17 protein-coding genes and 2 tRNA genes are annotated in these 18664 nt (G+C 54.3%); 8 read left to right on the top strand and 11 right to left on the bottom strand.

What is annotated here, in order from left to right; translation table 11 throughout:
* Window positions 1–2: 2 nt before the first annotated feature.
* Window positions 3–590, bottom strand: coding sequence for an imidazoleglycerol-phosphate dehydratase HisB (hisB, locus tag DS901_RS11990; protein ID WP_113777179.1), 588 nt, complete (start codon window positions 588–590; stop codon window positions 3–5).
* Window positions 591–738: 148 nt separating this feature from the next.
* On the opposite strand from hisB, the gene DS901_RS11985 reads away from it, so the two are divergent.
* Window positions 739–1440, top strand: a complete 702-nt coding sequence (locus tag DS901_RS11985) for an imidazoleglycerol-phosphate dehydratase (RefSeq protein WP_113777178.1) — start codon at window positions 739–741, stop codon at window positions 1438–1440.
* A gap of 70 nt (window positions 1441–1510) precedes the next feature.
* On the opposite strand, the gene DS901_RS11980 is transcribed toward DS901_RS11985, so the two are convergent.
* From DS901_RS11980 to DS901_RS11970, 3 genes are all read right to left on the bottom strand, one after another.
* Window positions 1511–1585: transfer RNA gene (locus tag DS901_RS11980), tRNA-Gly, on the bottom strand.
* A 137-nt stretch (window positions 1586–1722) separates the two neighbouring features.
* A tRNA-Gly gene (locus DS901_RS11975) sits at window positions 1723–1797 on the bottom strand.
* Window positions 1798–1897: 100 nt separating this feature from the next.
* Window positions 1898–2356 (bottom strand): Lrp/AsnC family transcriptional regulator, encoded by a 459-nt coding sequence (locus DS901_RS11970; RefSeq protein WP_113777177.1) that lies wholly within the window; start codon window positions 2354–2356, stop codon window positions 1898–1900.
* A gap of 116 nt (window positions 2357–2472) precedes the next feature.
* Here DS901_RS11970 and doeA point away from each other — a divergent pair, with 116 nt between their 5' ends.
* The 3 genes from doeA to DS901_RS11960 are packed head-to-tail and all read left to right on the top strand — an operon-like array spanning window position 2473 to window position 6035.
* The gene (gene doeA / locus DS901_RS18770; protein ID WP_181820853.1) at window positions 2473–3648 is read left to right on the top strand and encodes an ectoine hydrolase DoeA; all 1176 of its coding nucleotides are present in this window, start codon (window positions 2473–2475) and stop codon (window positions 3646–3648) included.
* Between the two features lie 3 nt (window positions 3649–3651).
* The gene (doeB, locus tag DS901_RS18765) at window positions 3652–4647 is read left to right on the top strand and encodes a N(2)-acetyl-L-2,4-diaminobutanoate deacetylase DoeB (RefSeq protein WP_181820852.1); all 996 of its coding nucleotides are present in this window, start codon (window positions 3652–3654) and stop codon (window positions 4645–4647) included.
* A gap of 17 nt (window positions 4648–4664) precedes the next feature.
* Window positions 4665–6035: an aspartate aminotransferase family protein gene (locus DS901_RS11960; RefSeq protein ID WP_113777176.1), complete on the top strand. Its 1371-nt coding sequence runs from the start codon at window positions 4665–4667 to the stop codon at window positions 6033–6035.
* On the opposite strand, the gene DS901_RS11955 is transcribed toward DS901_RS11960, so the two are convergent.
* The 4 genes from DS901_RS11955 to DS901_RS11940 all read right to left on the bottom strand — a co-directional run bounded on the left by DS901_RS11955 (window position 6016) and on the right by DS901_RS11940 (window position 12055).
* Window positions 6016–6414 carry a VOC family protein gene (locus DS901_RS11955; RefSeq protein ID WP_113777175.1) on the bottom strand — a complete coding sequence of 133 codons (399 nt, stop codon included), beginning with the start codon at window positions 6412–6414 and terminating at the stop codon, window positions 6016–6018. The two genes, DS901_RS11960 and DS901_RS11955, sit on opposite strands and share 20 nt — an antisense overlap.
* 178 nt (window positions 6415–6592) lie before the next feature.
* Window positions 6593–10036, bottom strand: coding sequence for a pyruvate carboxylase (gene pyc, locus DS901_RS11950; RefSeq protein WP_113777174.1), 3444 nt, complete (start codon window positions 10034–10036; stop codon window positions 6593–6595).
* A gap of 79 nt (window positions 10037–10115) precedes the next feature.
* Window positions 10116–11246: an alpha-hydroxy acid oxidase gene (locus DS901_RS11945; protein ID WP_181820851.1), complete on the bottom strand. Its 1131-nt coding sequence runs from the start codon at window positions 11244–11246 to the stop codon at window positions 10116–10118.
* Between the two features lie 89 nt (window positions 11247–11335).
* Window positions 11336–12055, bottom strand: coding sequence for a ZIP family metal transporter (locus DS901_RS11940; protein WP_258546717.1), 720 nt, complete (start codon window positions 12053–12055; stop codon window positions 11336–11338).
* 77 nt (window positions 12056–12132) lie between these two features.
* Here DS901_RS11940 and DS901_RS11935 point away from each other — a divergent pair, with 77 nt between their 5' ends.
* On the top strand, window positions 12133–14538 hold the full coding sequence (locus DS901_RS11935; protein WP_113777172.1) for an ATP-dependent helicase: 2406 nt from the start codon (window positions 12133–12135) through the stop codon (window positions 14536–14538).
* On the opposite strand, the gene DS901_RS11930 is transcribed toward DS901_RS11935, so the two are convergent.
* Window positions 14535–15134, bottom strand: a complete 600-nt coding sequence (locus tag DS901_RS11930) for a LysE family translocator (RefSeq protein ID WP_113777260.1) — start codon at window positions 15132–15134, stop codon at window positions 14535–14537. The genes DS901_RS11935 and DS901_RS11930 overlap by 4 nt on opposite strands.
* Window positions 15135–15197: 63 nt before the next feature.
* Here DS901_RS11930 and DS901_RS11925 point away from each other — a divergent pair, with 63 nt between their 5' ends.
* Window positions 15198–15659: an Lrp/AsnC family transcriptional regulator gene (locus DS901_RS11925; protein WP_181820850.1), complete on the top strand. Its 462-nt coding sequence runs from the start codon at window positions 15198–15200 to the stop codon at window positions 15657–15659.
* On the opposite strand, the gene DS901_RS11920 is transcribed toward DS901_RS11925, so the two are convergent.
* On the bottom strand, window positions 15656–16048 hold the full coding sequence (locus DS901_RS11920; RefSeq protein WP_113777171.1) for a group III truncated hemoglobin: 393 nt from the start codon (window positions 16046–16048) through the stop codon (window positions 15656–15658). The genes DS901_RS11925 and DS901_RS11920 overlap by 4 nt on opposite strands.
* Before the next feature lie 364 nt (window positions 16049–16412).
* Window positions 16413–16628: a DUF1127 domain-containing protein gene (locus tag DS901_RS11915; RefSeq protein WP_113777170.1), complete on the bottom strand. Its 216-nt coding sequence runs from the start codon at window positions 16626–16628 to the stop codon at window positions 16413–16415.
* Between the two features lie 254 nt (window positions 16629–16882).
* On the opposite strand from DS901_RS11915, the gene DS901_RS11910 reads away from it, so the two are divergent.
* Both DS901_RS11910 and DS901_RS11905 read left to right on the top strand, forming a co-directional pair.
* Window positions 16883–17956, top strand: coding sequence for an Mrp/NBP35 family ATP-binding protein (locus tag DS901_RS11910; RefSeq protein WP_113777169.1), 1074 nt, complete (start codon window positions 16883–16885; stop codon window positions 17954–17956).
* Window positions 17953–18438: a GNAT family N-acetyltransferase gene (locus tag DS901_RS11905; protein ID WP_113777168.1), complete on the top strand. Its 486-nt coding sequence runs from the start codon at window positions 17953–17955 to the stop codon at window positions 18436–18438. Before DS901_RS11910 ends, DS901_RS11905 begins: the two co-directional genes overlap by 4 nt.
* Window positions 18439–18664 lie beyond the last annotated feature (226 nt).

The raw sequence follows: 18664 nt of genomic DNA, 5'->3' as shown, positions 1-18664 counted from the left end.
ACTTATAGTGCGCCTTTGGTCGATGGGATCGCATCGGTTTTGCGCGGGTCGGTTTCCACGGCTTCGCGCAGGGCGCGGGCGACGGCTTTGAACGCTGCCTCGGCGATGTGGTGGGCGTTGAACCCGTGCAGCTTGTCGATGTGCAAGGTGATTCCGCCGTGTGTCGATAGCGCTTGAAAGAACTCGCGGACCAGTTCTGTGTCAAAAGTCCCGATTTTGCCAAAGGGCAAATCCAAATTGCAAATCAGATAGGGGCGCGCCGAAAGGTCCAGAGCGCAACGCACTTGGGTATCATCCATCGCAAGATGGCAGCTGCCGTAACGGTTAATTCCGCGCTTGTCGCCCAACGCGTCCGAGAGCGCTTGACCCAAGGCAATCCCCACATCCTCGACCGTGTGGTGATCATCAATATGCAGATCACCGGACGCACGGATTGTCATGTCAATCAAAGCATGGCGCGACAGTTGGTCCAGCATATGGTCAAAAAAGCCAACGCCGGTCTGATTGTCATAGACCCCGGTCCCGTCCAAATTCACCGTGACTGAAATATCTGTTTCGGCGGTTTTGCGTGTGATTGTGGCTGTCCGCATGCTGCGCGTCCTTATGTGATGGTGTATATTCTATAGGGGTAACTGGCGCAGGGGCCAAGCCTGTGTCAGAAATCTTGCGGGTTTTCAGCAAAATTTAAGAAATCGATTCCTAAAGTGGGTGCAATCATTCATTTATCAGGAGAATCCGATGAAGGCCTTAATCTTACGCAGCGACGCTGATGCCGCTGTTGCCACCGCCCGTGTATTGATCGAAAAAGGATTTCAAGTTCTTTGTGTGGAAAGCCATAAAGTTGCCTATGCGTTGGTACGGCTCGATACGATTAACCTCTTGGTCATGGATGAAACTATCAATGGGCATCTGACACATTCGCTTGCGCTATCGGGTGAACGCCGTAATCCTTATCTTAGCGCGATTTTGTTGACGGACCGGATCGGGTCGCAGACAGACGATCTGTATGATTTGATTCCTTGCCTACATGCGCTTGTCGGTCTGCGCACGCCAGCATCCTTGCTTGGGCAACTCGCTGTCACATCCGTCAGTAATAAAGACGCAATTGCGGCGCGCGTTGCACAGAATGAAATGCAAGATGCGGCTGAAACTGCACCAGTCGATCTGAATTGGGATGGGTTTGACGTGACCGAGCAAGCGCCCGTCGCATTTGATGATGATACCCCAAATATCCCCTCATTCGCTGACATTGCCGCGACGGCTCCGGCGCTGGATGATGTTGACGCGCATCTTGATGATTTGGATGGTGTAGATGATCTTGCTGTGGATGTCGCGCCACTCTTCGGCCCGTTTAAACCACTGGCGCAGCCCCCTGCGCAGATCGCAAAAGTCAGTATCATCGGGGAAGGGCGGCCAACGCCGACAACGAGCTTGCAATAGCAAGCGATACTTCGTCACCTCAAACGACGAAGGGCCACCTGATTGGGTGGCCCTTTACGTCTGTACCAACTGGAGCGGGCGAAGAGATTCGAACTCTCGACCCTAACCTTGGCAAGGTTATGCTCTACCCCTGAGCTACGCCCGCATCCGTTAGTAAGGGGTGATTTACAAACAGTTTACGTGCGGCGCAAGGGTTGAATGCAGAAAACTTTCACAGATTGCGTCAAGGGGCAGGGGTTAAAAACAAACAAGGCCCCTCGTCGCCGAGAGGCCTTGTTTTGTTGGAGCGGGCGAAGAGATTCGAACTCTCGACCCTAACCTTGGCAAGGTTATGCTCTACCCCTGAGCTACGCCCGCGCTCCGTTCGTGGGCGTGATCTATAAAGCAATCGGTCAAGGCGCAAGGGAAAAAGACACCAGGCGCGGAATTTTTGGTGAATTGCCACGGTGACTTCTGGTTAATCAAGCGGCAGTTCAAACGAAGCTTTGATCCTGTCCATGACAACGGTGGTCTTAAATCCCTTAATATCCATGTTGTTGTATAGAAAATCACGAGTGAAGGCTTCGTAGTCCTCCATATCCTTGGCTGTGACGATCAGGACAAAATCAGTTTCGCCCGTGACGTAATAGGCGCTTTGCACCGCAGTGCAATCACGCACGGACCTTTTGAAACGGTCAATAATATCAGACCGTTCGCGTTCAAGCTCGACAGAGACAAGCATCGTCAGCGGACGGCCAACTGCCGCTGTGGATACGACGGCAATATCATTTTCGATAATCTTTTGATCACGCATCTTGTGTAATCGGCGCTGCACAGAGGTGGGGGATAGCCCGACCCGCTCTGATAGCTCCGAGCTGGTTAGCTGATTGTTGCGTTGCACGTGTTGCAGTATTTTCTTATCAATATCGTCAATCATAGATTAATTCTTAGTCATTTTCAAAATGCCGCCTAAATCACACAAGATTTTATTGATATTGCAGAAAATCTGCATCTAAGGAAGCTAATATTGCCCTATCGAATCTGGAGAGTTGAATGAACACATTGCCCTTTGGTGCGGATGAATATGCCGCGCGGTTGCACAAGGTACGCCACGAAATGGCGGCGCGTGGGCTTGATGCGCTCTTTGTCACGGACCCGTCGAATATGGCGTGGTTAACCGGATATGACGGTTGGTCGTTCTATGTACATCAGGGGGTTTTACTGCGTTTAGATGGCGACCCAATTTGGTGGGGCCGCGCGATGGACGCAGCCGGTGCGCTGCGTACAACATATATGCTGGACGATGATATCATCGGTTACGACGACACATATGTGCAAAACCCTGTCAAACACCCAATGGAAAATTTGGCCAATCTGATCGCGGATCGTGGGTTGGCGTCGGCGCGGATCGGCGTCGAAATGGACAATTACTATTTCACCGCAGCGGCATTTTTGTCGTTGCAAGCCGGGGTAGCGCAAGCAACGTTGATCGATGCGACGGCCCTTGTAAATTGGCAACGCGCGGTGAAATCCGACACTGAAATCAGCTATATGCGCGCCGCTGCCCGCATCGTTGAAAACATGCACGCGGTCATTCGTGATAAGGCTGAACCGGGGATGCGCAAAAATGACCTGATTGCCGATATTTATCATGCGGCGATTACGGGTGTGGATGATTACTGGGGCGATTACCCGGCGATTGTGCCGATGGCCCCATCAGGCGCGGATGCGACTGCGCCCCATCTGACATGGGACAATAGCCCGCTCAAATCGGGTGAAAGCACGTTTTTTGAAATTTCCGGCACGTATCGCCGCTACCACTGCCCGCAATCGCGGACCCTGTTCTTTGGCAAGGTGCCACAGAAGTACTTGGATGCCCAAGCGGCCGTGCTTGATGCAACCTCTGCCGGGCTCGAGGCTGCACGCCCCGGTGCGCTGTGCGAGGATGTCGCGTTTGCGTTTAATAACCGGCTCAAGACGCTTGGTTATACAAAAGACAGCCGATGTGGCTATCCGATTGGTCTGTCGTATCCACCCGATTGGGGCGAACGCACGATGTCATTCCGAGCGGGCGATAAAACCCCGCTTGAACCCGGCATGACGTTCCACTTTATGCCCGCGCTGTGGCTTGATGATGGCGGGCTCGAGACAACTGAAACGATCTTGGTTACCGAAAACGGCGCAGAATGCCTGTGCACCACGCCCCGTGAACTTGTGATCAAAGGCTAATCCATGCGCGATAATCCCATTACCCCAACCGTTGATTTTGATGCCGACGGCGTGCAGCACGGATTTTTGCGACTGCCCTATAGCCGCAACGAAAGCGCATGGGGGTCAATTCAAATCCCGGTGACCGTGATCAAAAACGGTGCCGGGCCTTGCGCGCTGTTGACAGGCGGCAATCACGGCGATGAATACGAGGGGCCGCTTGCCTTGCTGGGCTTGGCGCAGACGCTACACGCTAAAGACATCAACGGCACCGTGATCATTGTGCCATTTATGAACCATCCGGCGTTTTTGGCCGGCACACGCGTGTCGCCAGTTGATGACGTGAACCTGAACCGCGCGTTTCCGGGTGCCCCTGACGGCACACCAACGGCAAAGATTGCCGACTACTTTCAACGTACGTTATTGCCGATGGCCGATATCGTGTTGGATTTCCATTCTGGCGGTAAGACATTGGATTTCTTGCCCTTTGCTGCTTCACATATCTTGGATGATGCAGAACAAATGGCCCGCTGCCGCGCCGCGCGCGATGCGTTTAACGCGCCGTTTAGCGTTGAGATGCGCGAGATTGACGGGTTGGGCATGTATGATGATGCGGCTGAAACGCTGGGCAAAACATTTGTTACGACTGAATTGGGCGGTGGCGGCACCGCAACGCCCGAAACGGTGGGCATCGCGCGCAAAGGGCTTCGCAACCTATTGATTCATGCGGGGATTATGCAGGGCGACATGGACATCGCCCCGACGCGTATTTTGACGCAGCCTGACGATGATTGCTTTCACTTTGCGGATACAGGCGGGCTGATCGAATTTAGCATCACTTTGGGCGACGCCGTGAACAAAGGCGACGATATCGCGCATATCTGGCCTGCGCATTATACCGGGCTACCCCCACGCACGATCAAAGCGCAAATGGATGGTATCCTAACAGCGCGCCACCACCCAGGATTGGTTTTACCCGGCGATTGCGTTGCTGTCTTGGCCATTGAAATTACAGAATAACCTTAAAAGGAACCGACATGCTAAAGAACGATCCGCTTGAACAGTGGGACCGCGAAAATTTCTTTCACCCTTCGACCCATCTGGCTATGCATGCGCGCGGTGAAACACCAACACGGGTGATCACAGGCGCTAAAGGCGTGCATATCCATGACCGAGACGGCAATCAGTTTTTAGACGCCTTTGCTGGGCTGTACTGTGTAAATGTGGGCTATGGCCACACTGAAATCGCGGATGCGATTGCGAAACAAGCGCAAGAATTGGCTTATTATCATTCTTATGTTGGGCACGGGACAGAGGCGTCAATCACGCTTTCCAAGATGATCATGGACCGCGCACCGGATCATATGTCAAAGGTTTATTTTGGTCAGTCCGGGTCGGACGCCAATGAGACAAACATCAAATTAATCTGGTATTACAACAACATCCTTGGCCGCCCCGAGAAAAAGAAGATCATTTCGCGCTGGCGTGGGTATCATGGTTCTGGCCTCATGACCGGCTCTTTGACGGGGTTAGAGCTGTTTCACAAAAAATTCGATTTGCCGCTCTCGCAAGTGATCCACACCGACGCGCCTTACTATTTCCGCCGGGCTGACCAATCTATGTCCGAAGAACAGTTTTCGGCCCATTGCGCGGCACAATTAGAGGCACAGATCTTGCGCGAAGGCGCAGATACGATTGCGGCATTTATCGGAGAGCCCGTTTTGGGCACGGGCGGTATTGTTCCGCCGCCAGCTGGTTATTGGGCCGCGATTCAGGCGGTCTTAGATAAATACGATATCCTACTGGTCGCTGACGAGGTCGTCACCGGTTTTGGCCGTTTGGGCACGATGTTCGGGTCCGAGCACTATGGTATGAAACCTGATTTAATCACGATCGCTAAGGGGCTGACATCAGCCTATGCGCCGTTGTCAGGGTCGATCGTGTCCGACAAAATGTGGAAAGTGTTAGAGCAAGGCACCGATGAAAACGGACCCATTGGTCACGGTTGGACCTATTCTGCACATCCGATTTGTGCGGCTGCTGGGGTTGCGAACCTCAAATTGATTGATGATTTGGATCTGGTCACAAATGCCGGACGCATGGGCGCCTATTTGAACGGCGCGATGCAAGATGCGCTTGGCGGACATGCCAATCTGGGTGAAGTACGCGGCGAAGGTCTGCTTTGCGCTGTTGAACTGGTCAAAGATCAAGATACCAAGCAAGGGTTTGATGTTGCAGATAAAATCTGCCCACAAATTGCGGCCGCGATGTTAGAGCAAGGCGTGATCGCCCGGGCGATGCCACAAGGCGATATCATCGGGTTTGCACCGCCATTCTGCATCACCGAAGCTGAAATCGACAAGGTCGTTGATGCGACCAAAATGGCGATTACGCAGGTTTTGGGCTAAACTGAATCAAATCCCATCGGTTGCCGAAGGGATCACAAAACACAGCCACGCGGCCATAGGGTTCGTCGCGTGGCTGCTCTTCGAAGTGAACTCTGTTGGCGGACATCGCGGCATGGTCGCGGTTGAAATCGTCGGTTTGCAAGAATAACCAAACACGTCCGCCACCTTGGTTCCCGATTGCGGCAACCTGTTCTTCACCAACCGCACGCGCAAGCAAGAATGCAGTTTCAGCACCTTTTGGCGCGACACGTACCCAGCGTTTGCCATCGCCCATATCGGTGTCTTCTAAAAGTACGAAGCCCATCTTACTGACATAAAACGCAATTCCGGCGTCATAATCAGGCACAAGCAATGACACGAAAGCTAGGTGTTGGGGCATGGAATGATCTCAATGTTTATTCGTATTACGCGTGCCTTCTTGACGTACTCATCCGAAGCGAAAGTGCGTGCATACAAGCTCTTTAAATCGTGGGGCACAGTGTTCTCAATCGGAATTGTTCGATCAAAAATGGCGATACAGCGTGCGTATCAAAGGCAGTGACACGCACGCTGTGATGCTATTCGAATTCGACCAGCAGGTCCTTGGCATCGATTTGGCTGCCGGGTTGCACGTTGACGGCCTTAATCACCGCGTCGCGTTCGGCGTGGATGCCTGTTTCCATTTTCATCGCTTCGATGGTCAGCAGCAGGTCGCCTTCTTTGACTTCGTTCCCAGCGACCGCCGCGACCGTTGCCACAACGCCGGGCATTGGCGCGCCGATGTGGTTCGCGTTACCTGCTTCGGCTTTGGGGCGTGTGACCTTATCGGCGGCGGCAAGGTGGTTCATGACGCGTATTGCACGGGGCTGTCCGTTAAGTTCAAAGAACACTTTGACTTCGCCATCTTCGTTCATCTCGGATACGGCCTGCATGCGAATTTCAAGCGTCTTGCCGGGGTCAATTTCAGCGGAAATTTCTTCGCCCGGCTCCATCCCGTAAAAGAATGTGCGCGTCGGCAGGGTGCGCACGGGGCCGTAAAGTTCGTGCCGGGTGGTGTAATCTGTGAACACCTTTGGGTACATCAGATAGCCGTTCAAATCCTCATCATCGATGATGACATCTTCGAATTTTGCTTGCAGCTCTGCTTTGGTTGCAGCCAGATCAACGGGCGGCAACGATTTGCCAGGACGATCCGTGATTGGCTTTTCGCCTTTCAGTACCTTTTTCTGGATACCTTCTGGCCAGCCACCGGGCGGTTGCCCAAGACTGCCGCGCATCATGTCCACAACGCTATCGGGGAAGACAACGTCAGTTTTAGGGTCTTCGACCTGCGCACGGGTCAGGTTTTGGGAAACCATCATCAGGGCCATGTCACCCACAACTTTGGACGACGGGGTTACCTTCACGATATCGCCGAACATTTGGTTCACGTCCGCATAGGTTTGCGCAACCTCATGCCAGCGTTCTTCAAGGCCAAGGCTACGCGCCTGTGCCTTAAGGTTGGTGAACTGACCGCCGGGCATCTCGTGCAAATACACTTCGGAGGCCGGGGCCTGAAGACCTGATTCAAATGCGGTGTAGTGTTCACGGACCTGCTCAAAGTAGTTGCTGATTTCGCGGATCGCCTTGATATCAAGGCCAGTATCACGCGCGTCACCGCGTAGGGCTTCGACGATAGAGCCCAAGGTTGGTTGCGATGTGTTGCCAGAGAATGAATCCATCGCGGCATCAACACAATCAACACCAGCAGCAGTTGCCGCCAGCACCGTCGCGATTGATGCGCCCGATGTGTCATGCGTGTGGAAATGGATCGGCAGGCCGACTTCTTCCTTGAGCGCAGTGATCAGTGTTTTTGCGGCGGCGGGTTTCATCAACCCCGCCATGTCTTTCAGGCCCAGCACATGTGCACCAGCAGCTTCAAGTTCACGCGCCATGCCGACATAGTATTTTAGGTCGTATTTGGCGCGATCCGGATCGCGCACGTCGCCTGTATAACAAATTGTGCCTTCGATGACTTTGCCTGCTTTGCCAACAGCGTCCATCGCAACGCGCATGTTTTCAACCCAGTTCAGGCTATCAAACACGCGGAACACATCGACACCGGATGTGGCAGCTTGGGCGACAAAGCTTTGCACCACGTTGTCAGGGTAATTCGTGTAACCAACGCCGTTGGATGCGCGCAGCAGCATTTGCGTCATGATGTTTGGCATCACCGCACGGATGTCACGCAGACGCTGCCATGGGCATTCCTGCAAGAACCGGTAGGCCACATCAAACGTCGCACCGCCCCAGCATTCAACACTGAACAATTGGTTCATGTTAGCAGCATAGGCAGGGGCTGCGTTGATCATATCGATGGATCGCATCCGCGTAGCAAGCAGGGATTGGTGCCCGTCGCGCATGGTTGTGTCGGTAATCAACAGTTGCTTTTGATCACGCATCCAATCAGCAACGGCTTCGGGGCCGAAATCGTCAAGGATGTTGCGGGTGCCCGGTGTCACGTCACTGGTTGGTTTTACGGGGGGCTTTGGCGGTTTCACGTCAGCTGCAGGACGCGGACGCCCGGCCGCTTCAGGATGCCCGTTCACGGTGATATCCGCGATATAGGTCAGGATTTTTGTGGCCCGGTCACGCCGTTTGCTAAAATTGAACAGATCCGGCGTCTCATCAATGAATTTCGTGTGGTATTCATTGCTGAGGAAAGTTGGGTGCTTGAGCAGGTTTTCAACAAATGCGATGTTCGTGGATACGCCGCGAATACGGAATTCGCGCAGCGCACGGTCCATGCGGGCAATCGCCATTTCAGGGGTGGGCGCGCGCGCGGTCACTTTGGTCAGTAGACTGTCATAGTAGCGGGTGATCACAGCGCCAGAATAGGCTGTCCCACCGTCAAGCCGGATGCCCGGGCCTGTCGCCGAACGGTACATCTGAATACGGCCGTAGTCGGGGATAAAGTTGTTTTGCGGGTCTTCAGTCGTGACCCGGCACTGCAATGCGTGACCATCCAATTTGACGTCGTATTGTGACGCGCAACCTGTGGCCTCGACCAGTGATTTGCCTTCTGCGACAAGGATTTGCGCACGAACAATATCGATGCCGGTGACTTCTTCGGTGACGGTGTGCTCGACCTGCACGCGGGGGTTCACCTCGATGAAGTAGAATTCACCGTTATCCATATCCATCAAAAATTCGACGGTGCCTGCGCATTCGTAATTCACATGCTGGCAGATTTTCTTGCCCAAGTTACACAGTTGTTCACGCTGCGTGCCTGACAGATACGGGGCAGGGGCACGTTCGACCACTTTTTGGTTGCGGCGCTGCACCGAACAATCGCGTTCCCACAGGTGATAAATTTGGCCATGGCTGTCGCCCATGATCTGCACTTCGACGTGGCGGGCCTTTATGATCATCTTTTCAAGATAACCTTCGCCGTTGCCAAATGCGGCCTCTGCTTCGCGTCGACCTTCACGAACCTTTTCTTCCAGCTCGCCTTCGTTCATGATCGGGCGCATGCCGCGACCACCGCCACCCCATGATGCCTTGAGCATCAGCGGGTAGCCGACCTTTGCGGCTTGTTTCTTGATTTTGTCCATATCATCGCCGAGCACCTCTGTGGCGGGGATGACGGGCACGCCAGCTTCAATCGCGACGTCGCGAGCGCTGGCTTTGTCGCCAAGCTGGCGCATCGTTTCCGCCTTGGGGCCAATGAATGTGATGCCATTATTGGTGCAGGCGTCTACAAAATCGGGATTTTCTGACAGCAGCCCGTAACCGGGGTGGATCGCGTCTGCGCCTGACATTTTGGCGACACGGATAATTTCGTCGATGGAAAGGTAGGCGGCGACCGGGCCCATGCCCTCGCCGATCCGGTAGGCCTCATCGGCTTTGAAACGGTGGAGACCAAGTTTATCTTCTTCGGCATAGACCGCGACGGTCTTTTTGCCCATTTCATTTGCAGCCCGCATGATACGGATCGCGATTTCACCGCGGTTTGCGATTAAAATCTTATTAAACTCGGCCATTTCTCTTCCCCTCGCAGTTGCAGCATTGTCGGATGCCGGTGCAGAATTGTCCAGCCCGCATGTGCGCAATCGCCGCAGCCTATAGCGCGGTCTGGCGTACTTCGGCAAGGTTGCGGGCACCAATTTGGCCCATGTTGCTGATCATGTCTTGGCGCAAGATGTCCAATACATGGGCGGCACCTGCTTCGCCAAGTGCAGCCAAGCCGTAATGAAACGCCCGTCCGAGCATGACGAAATCGGCGCCCAAAGCGATGGCGCGCAGCACATCCAGCCCACCTTCGATGCCGCTGTCAAAGATCAACGGCAGGGTGGTCGCGGCGCGAATGTTGGGCAGCAGGTCAATCGTCGCGGCGCAACCGTCAAACTGGCGCCCAGCATGGTTGCTGACCCATAGTGCATCAACACCTTCGTCCGATAACCGCGCGGCGTCATCAGGGTTTGTGACCCCTTTGACGATCAAATCCCCATCCCAATGGTCGCGTAACCAGGTCAAATAGGCCCAATCGGGCGAGGTGCGCAAAAGATAGCCAATATGCTGGGTCGAGGGCAGGGCGGTTTTGATGTTGGAATAGCTTTCCATTAGCCGCAGTCGGGGCATGCCGGTTTTACGGATACCATTCAGCCACGCGGGGCATTGCGCTGCCTGCCATGCAAGCCGTGGGGTCAGTTTGGGCGGATTGGTCATGCCGCCACGTGTTTGCCGTTCGCGCCGCGATGCGACAGGCACGTCAACCGTGAGCACAAGTGTATGAAAACCGGATGCTTTTGCGCGATTAAGGATGTCCTTGCGAATTTCAGGGTCGCGCGGCGGGTAAAGCTGAAACCAGCCTTGATCACCAGCATGGGGGCCGACGTCCTCGGGCAACTGACTGGCCACAGTTGATAGCGTGTAGGGGATTTGGGCCGTAGCGGCGGTGCGCGCAAGCATCTGTTCTGCGCCGGGCCACACCAGCCCAGACATGCCTACGGGGGCAATACCAATCGGCAGCGGATAGTTGCGCCCCAAAAAATCGGTACTCAGATCAGGATCAAATTCCCCGTGCAAAATCGATGGTTTTAGCAACACCTGATCAAGTGCCGTGCGGTTGCGTAATTTGGTCGCTTCAACGCCGGTGGCACTGTCCAAATATTCCCACACAAAATGCGGAATACGTTTGCGCGCGCGTGTCCTGAGATCAGAAATCGCCGGGTATTTTGTGTGTAAACTCATGCGAATAGGCTACCGTATGATTTGCTGACTTGAAAGACAGAGATGGCGTTTTGCCGGCGGTTTTCTGTCGGGAAGGCAAGGCTATGTCACTACCCGATCAGTAGATGCCCCATCAGGCCAAGTAAGAACCCGCCGACAGCCCCCAATGCGGGACCGTGGCGGTTTTCTAGCTTGGCTTGTGGAGCGATGTCCTGGAATATGAGATATAAGATCGCACCCGAAGCGGCGAGCATCAAACCACCTGTGACTTGCGTGAAACTGGCCAACAACAGATAGCCCAAAGCGGTCGCTATTGGCCCCAATATCGCTAGCCCAATAAAGCTGCCCAAGATTGGTCCCTTGCGCGCGCCAGCGTCGCGTTGTTCGCGAAACGCGTTAAAACCCTCGGGCAAGTTTTGCAGACCGATCATCAACGCAAGTAAAAGACCATTGCTTTTGCCGCTGGCAACAACGGCACCTAGTGCAATGGCTTCGGGGATGAAATCCGAAAGCATTGCAACAAGTTGCGCCTTGGGTGATCCATCGCGGGCAAGGCGCGCATCGACAAACGCCATGACCAAAGCCCCGGTGGCGATCCAGCCGACAACGGCAAAGCTGCCCAACGCAGCTTCACCGTCGGGGATCAGCACAAACATCACGGCACTCAGCAAAGCACCGCCGCCAAATGCGATCACACTGTGGCGCAGTTCCGCGCGCAGCCAATCGCGCCGGATGTTTTCATTCGCAGCAATCAATCCCCCTAAAGGGATCATTGCGCCCGCAAGGCCCGCTAGTAAGATCACGTTCAACATAAGTCCTGCGTAATACATGCGTTGCTCTAGGGGAAGTCAGGAACATTATAAGAACAAGGCTTTTCCTGCGCGACATTTCCCGATATGAAAACACAATGAATGATTTTTCCGAAGAAGACGCCTTTGAGGCCGCCGCAGTTCCGCTCAGCCAACGCGCAATGGCGCGGCCAGCGATGCCCGATTTTGATCTGGACGGGTTAAACCCCGCGCAGCGCGAGGCGGTTGAGACGGTGAATGGTCCTGTGCTGATGCTGGCAGGTGCGGGAACCGGGAAAACGAAGGCGTTGACGACGCGCATCGCTTATTTATTGGCGACTGGAAACGCGCAACCTCATGAAATTCTAGCGGTGACTTTTACGAATAAGGCCGCGCGGGAAATGAAACTGCGCATCGGTGCGCTGATCGGTGATGCCCAAGAAGGCATGCGCTGGCTTGGCACGTTCCATTCGGTTTGCGTTAAGCAATTACGCCGTCACGCCGAATTGGTGGGGCTGAAATCCGGTTTTACGATTTTGGATACAGACGACCAAATTCGTTTGATGAAGCAACTGATTGAGGCTGCTGGTATTGATGCCAAACGTTGGCCGCCGCGTATGTTGGCTGGGATTATTGATGCGTGGAAGAACAAGGCATGGACACCCGATAAGGTGCCCGCTAGCGACAGCGGTGCGTTTGATTACCAAGGCGTGCCGCTTTACACGGCCTATCAGAAACGTTTGCGCGACCTGAATGCCGTCGATTTTGGCGATATCCTGTTGCATATGGTCACGATTTTTCAAACCCACCCGGATATTTTGCATCAATATCAGCGCTGGTTCCGCTATATCTTGGTGGACGAATATCAAGATACCAATGTGGCCCAATATCTGTGGCTGCGGCTTTTGGCGCAGGGGCATAAGAATATCTGCTGCGTTGGCGATGATGACCAGTCGATCTATGGCTGGCGTGGGGCCGAAGTTGGCAATATTTTGCGGTTTGAAACCGATTTTCCTGGCGCGCATGTTGTGCGGCTTGAAGAAAACTATCGTTCCACCCCACATATTCTTGCCGCCGCCTCTAGCGTGATTGCAGAGAACAAGGACCGGCTTGGCAAGACCTTGTTCACGTCACGGACCGACGGCGAAAAGGTGCGCCTGACCGGGTATTGGGACGGTGACGAAGAAGCGCGCTGTATCGGTGAAGAGATCGAAGCGATGCAACGCGGCACGCGTGGGAATGCGCCAGTTGGCCTTGATGGCATGGCGATCCTTGTGCGTGCCTCGCATCAAATGCGCGCGTTTGAGGATCGGTTCTTGTCAATCGGCCTGCCGTACCGCGTGATCGGTGGCCCGCGGTTTTACGAGCGGATGGAGATCAGGGATGCGATGGCTTATTTCCGGCTTGCCGTGAGCCATGATGATGATCTGGCGTTTGAACGGGTTGTGAATACGCCTAAACGCGGGCTTGGCGAAAAGGCCGTGCAGACGATCCAACGCACCGCACGCGAAAATAACGTGTCGCTTGTAGAAGGGGCGCGCATTGTCTGCCAAAATCGGCTACTGGGCGGTAAGGGGCTGAAAGAGCTAACAGGTTTTGTTCAAAGCTTGGATCGATGGCAGCAAACCGTCTATGCCGCGACCCCGCCGCTAATTGATGATGACGCCGTTTTGGATGACGGGTTTGTCACGGCAGCACCCGTGTACGATCACATCGCATTGGCCGAGATGATTTTGGATGAAAGCGGATACACGGGTTATTGGCAAAACGACAAAACGCCTGAAGCGCCTGGTCGACTTGAAAACCTGAAGGAACTGGTCAAAGCGCTAGAAAATTTCGACAACCTGCAAGGGTTCTTGGAACACGTCAGCCTGATCATGGAAAATGAAACCGAAGAGCAGGGCGAGAAGGTCAGCATCATGACGCTCCATGCGGCTAAGGGGCTTGAATTTCCTGTTGTTTTCTTACCCGGTTGGGAAGAGGGGTTGTTCCCGTCGCAACGGTCGATGGATGAAAACGGGCTGAAGGGGCTCGAGGAAGAGCGCCGGCTTGCCTATGTGGGTATCACACGGGCCGAGGAGATTTGCGCAATTTCATTTGCGTCGAACCGACGGGTTTACGGCCAATGGCAATCGCAATTGCCGTCGCGCTTTGTCGATGAATTGCCCTCTAAACATGTAGACGTGTTAACGCCATCCGGGCTGAACAGCGGGGCGGGGATGGTTGCTTCTGACCTGCATGAAAAAGCCCATTCTGCGGATGTCTATAATTCACCGGGTTGGAAGCGATTGCAGGCGCGGGGGCAAAAACCGAACGCGCCGCGTGCGCAAAACGTCACGATTGATGCAACCGCCGAAAGCGCCTTTACCCAAGGGGACCGGGTGTTTCATCAAAAGTTCGGCTATGGCTATGTTGACGGGATTGAGGGGGATAAGCTGGTCATCGCCTTTGACAAAGCGGGCACAAAACATGTCGTTGCGCGGTTTATCGTCAGCGCTGACGCGGCTGATGACGTCCCGTTTTAGTGCAGAAGAATCGGATAGAGCGACGCGACGAGTAACAGCGCCATGGTCACATTGAAAATCCGTAGCCGTTGTGCGCTGCCTAGCCAGCGTCGGACCTGTACGCCAGTCCAAGCCCAAATTGACACGGACGGCAGGTTCACCGCCGCAAAAACACAAGCAACGATTGCTGTTCCATAAAGCACCCCGTTATCCTGCGGCGCATAGCCGCTGATCGCGGTGATCGCCATCGACCAGGCTTTGGGATTCACCCATTGAAACGCCGCCGCTTGCAAAAATGTAAACGGTTTGCCGCCGGTCTTTTTCTCGTCCGGCGGGGCCGCATGCGCGATTTTCCATGCCAACCACAGCATATAGGTGACGCTAAGCACTTTGAGTGCGATGTTTAGCACCGGAAACTTGTCAAAAAGCTGGAGTAGAATCAGCCCAACAACCAGAACCATAAACGCGTGCCCGAGTGAAATGCCGAACATATGCGGCAATGTACGACGCAACCCGTAATTTGCGCCCGATGCCATAAGCATCAGGTTATTTGGTCCGGGCGTGACGGATGTCGCAAAGGCGAATCCGATAAGGGCTGTTAGTAATTCAATTTCCATCGCACAATTATGCGCGTAGAATCGCGCAATGAAATTTGTTTTCATGTGTAAAAATAACAAAGGATGCAATTATTGATGGCAATGGATCATCTGAGCAGTAAAATATTGCGTGTACTTTTCGCTGATGGGCGTATCAGTAATTTGCAGCTTGCCGATCAAGTTGGGCTGTCGCCTTCGGCCTGTCTGCGCCGGGTGCAAGATTTGGAACGCCGCGGGGTCATTCAAGGCTATCGTGCGCGGCTTGATCCGGCGCAAACTGGCCGCGCCTATGTGGTTTATGTAGCCGTTGGTTTGGCTGAGCACACAAAAGCGGCGCAAGTAGGGTTCGAGCGCGCGATGGAGCGTGCGGATCAGGTAGCGGAATGCCACAATGTTGCAGGGGCGTTTGAATATATGCTTCGAGTCGAAGTTGCCGATTTGCCCGCGTACAAGGCATTTCATACGGAAATCTTGGGTACAGTCCCGCATGTACGGTCGATCACGAGCTACATGGTGATGGGGTCGCCAAAAGATTTGCGCGCTTAAGCCAGGTTCGGCGGCCCGCCCGCTGGCATGACCCCATAGCGTAGCCCGCGGCCGATTCGATGCGCCAATGCCGACCATGCGGCAGCGGTCTCGGGGGGGAGGGTTTGGATCAAGATTGCATCAAAATGCCCAAGCCAAATGTCGAAATGCGCAGGGCGAACGTTGCCGGATTTCATGTGCGCGGCCATTGGATTGCCGTCATAGCTGCGTTCAAACAGAATCGCGTTGCGCCAGAAGCGTGCAATCTTTTCTTCGTGGCTTGGCCAATCGGTGACGTGTTGAGCAAACACAGGGCCAAGATCGGGGTCGGCACGCACGGTTGCATAAAACGCCACAACGACCTGCGTGATTTGTTCTGCGGAAATGGGAAACCGGGGTGGCATGCTCATGAGCCATACCTAGCGATCATTTGAGCCGTCATGCAATTGCGTAATTTGACGCGGACATAAAAAAACGGTCATGCCCGGGAGGAGGTGGGCATGACCGTCTCTATGATCCGCGCCTGCTAACTCTGGGAGGAGAAGAGCGAGGCGCTTCCTCGCGGGTGTTGCTCGGGAGGAGGTGAGCGCGACCTGCGGTATGATCGGTTCCGCCGGGAGGAGGTGGCGGTTCCGAAACTGGTGTAAAGTGGCGACATCCGGGAGGAGGTGAATGTCGCCACCTTAAATTTGACCCAAACTCAGGGAGGAGGAGAGAGCGTGGGTCTTACACATCTGCCTTTTCAGGGAGGAAGCGGCAGATCTGATCCGTAAATTAGTTGCCGTATGCTGCTTCGAGAGCAATACGTTTGATGTCTGAGCGGCTAACACCCAAGTCTGCGAGGTCACGGTTTGAAAGCGATTGCAGTTCGTTCACTGTAGATGTGTAAACTTTGTGGGCGGCGATTTTTTGCGCGATTTCGCTGCGGAATGCGTTGAAACGCGCGCCAAATGATGCGCCTGCGAACTGTGTTTGTACTTGATAAGCCATTACTTCGTCTCGTCTGTCTTGTTTGCGTCATTGCGACCCGTGCCGCTTTTGTTGTCCTCTTTATGAAGGATTATGCTGCGACTGCACAATGGACGAATGAGCAATGCCGCTATGCAGAAAATGCATAAGCATTGCTGACCTAGCGTCATTTTTCTGTCACATATTCAAGGCGCTGCTCGCTTGGGCTTGCGGTTTGCTTAAAACGTGCCAGAAGTTGGTTATAAAGTGGACGGTTTGAAAAGATGGGGGCGAATATGGCGATTACGCATGATGAAATTTTAGGCGAATTGGCACGGCTGGTTTTGCCTGATGGTGAAAACCTTGTGTCGCGCGACATGATCCGCGCACTAAATGTCGAATCGGGTGCAGTGCGTTTTGTGATCGAAGCCAAAACGCCAGAAGATGCCGCCAAGATGGAGCCAATTCGCAAAGCGGCAGAGGAATTGGTGCGTTCCTTGGATGGGGTGCAGTCTGTATCGGTCATCTTAACGGCGCATGGCCCGGCTCCCAAAGCGCCAGAGGCCCCTTCGCTAAAGGTCGGCCGCCACCCAACCCCGCAGGCGGGCCCTGCGTCCGTGCCAGGCGTGAGCCGTATTCTTGCGATTGGGTCAGGTAAGGGGGGCGTTGGCAAATCAACGGTATCATCAAACCTCGCGGTCGCCTTGGCCCGTGAAGGGCGCCGTGTCGGTCTGCTGGATGCGGATATCTATGGTCCCAGCCAGCCACGTATGATGGGCGTGAATAAGCGCCCCGCCAGTCCCGATGGTAAAACCATCATTCCTTTGCAGGCGCATGGCGTCACCGTCATGTCGATTGGCCTAATGGTTGATCCTGACAAAGCGGTTGTCTGGCGTGGGCCGATGTTGATGGGGGCGTTGCAGCAAATGCTAGGACAGGTTGAGTGGGGCGAATTGGATGTGCTTATTGTCGATCTTCCGCCCGGCACTGGGGATGTGCAGTTGACGCTGTGCCAGAAGACCAACCTGACGGGGGCCGTTGTTGTATCGACGCCGCAGGATGTGGCTTTGATCGATGCGCGTAAGGCGATTGACATGTTCAACACGTTGAAGACACCTGTTCTGGGGCTGATCGAAAACATGTCTACATTTTATTGCCCGAATTGCGGCCATGAATCGCATATCTTCGGGCACGGTGGTGTTGCTGCCGAAGCCGATAAAATGGGCGTGCCGTTGCTGGGTGCGCTGCCCATTGATCTAGATACCCGGCTGGCTGGCGATGCGGGTACGCCGATTGCGGCGGGCGATACGCCGATGGCGGATGCTTACCGGACCCTCGCGCGCCGCTTTATTGATGGCGGTATGGCTTGATCACGCTACGTGCAGCGACGGCCAGTGATTGGGACGCAATCTGGCCTTTGCTGCGCGATGTATTTCGCGAGGGAATGACATATGCTGTCGATCCAAAAATCACTAAAGAGGCCGCGCGCAGCTATTGGATGGGCGCTGCCGCAGTCTATGTCGCCGCGACCGAAGATGGGGTCGTCGGCACCTACTATATAAAGACGAACCAACCGGGCGGCGGCGCGCACATCTGCAATTGTGGTTATATCGTCGGCACGGCTGCGCGGGGGCAAGGGCTTGCGCGCAAGATGTGTGCGCATAGCCAAGATGCGGCCCTCGATATGGGCTATACTGCGATGCAGTTTAATTTTGTCCTTGATAGTAATACCTACGCGCTCAAGCTTTGGCGCGATATGGGGTTTGCCACGCTTGGCACGATCCCGGATGCTTTTGCACATCCGCAGGCGGGCATGGTGGATGCGCATATCATGTATAAGTCACTCTGCTAAACAGCAGTGGCTAGCTCCTTGTGGCGGGCTAGCCACAGGGTGGCGGTCATTTCATAGGGGTGTGTGGGAATGTCTGGAATCTAAGTTTGATTCGCGCCAGTAGGGATGAAATTCGCGCAATATTTTCGGATATATCCGAATTTTGTGCAAAATCTTAAAAAAATATCAAAATTGTTTCGCCGCTCTCGCTCGGGTGTGGCTTACCATATGTAGCGTGTAAATTTTG

It is taken from the genome of Loktanella sp. D2R18, assembly GCF_003318235.1.
GTDB lineage: Bacteria > Pseudomonadota > Alphaproteobacteria > Rhodobacterales > Rhodobacteraceae > Yoonia.
This window is presented reverse-complemented; position numbering and strand designations above follow the sequence as displayed.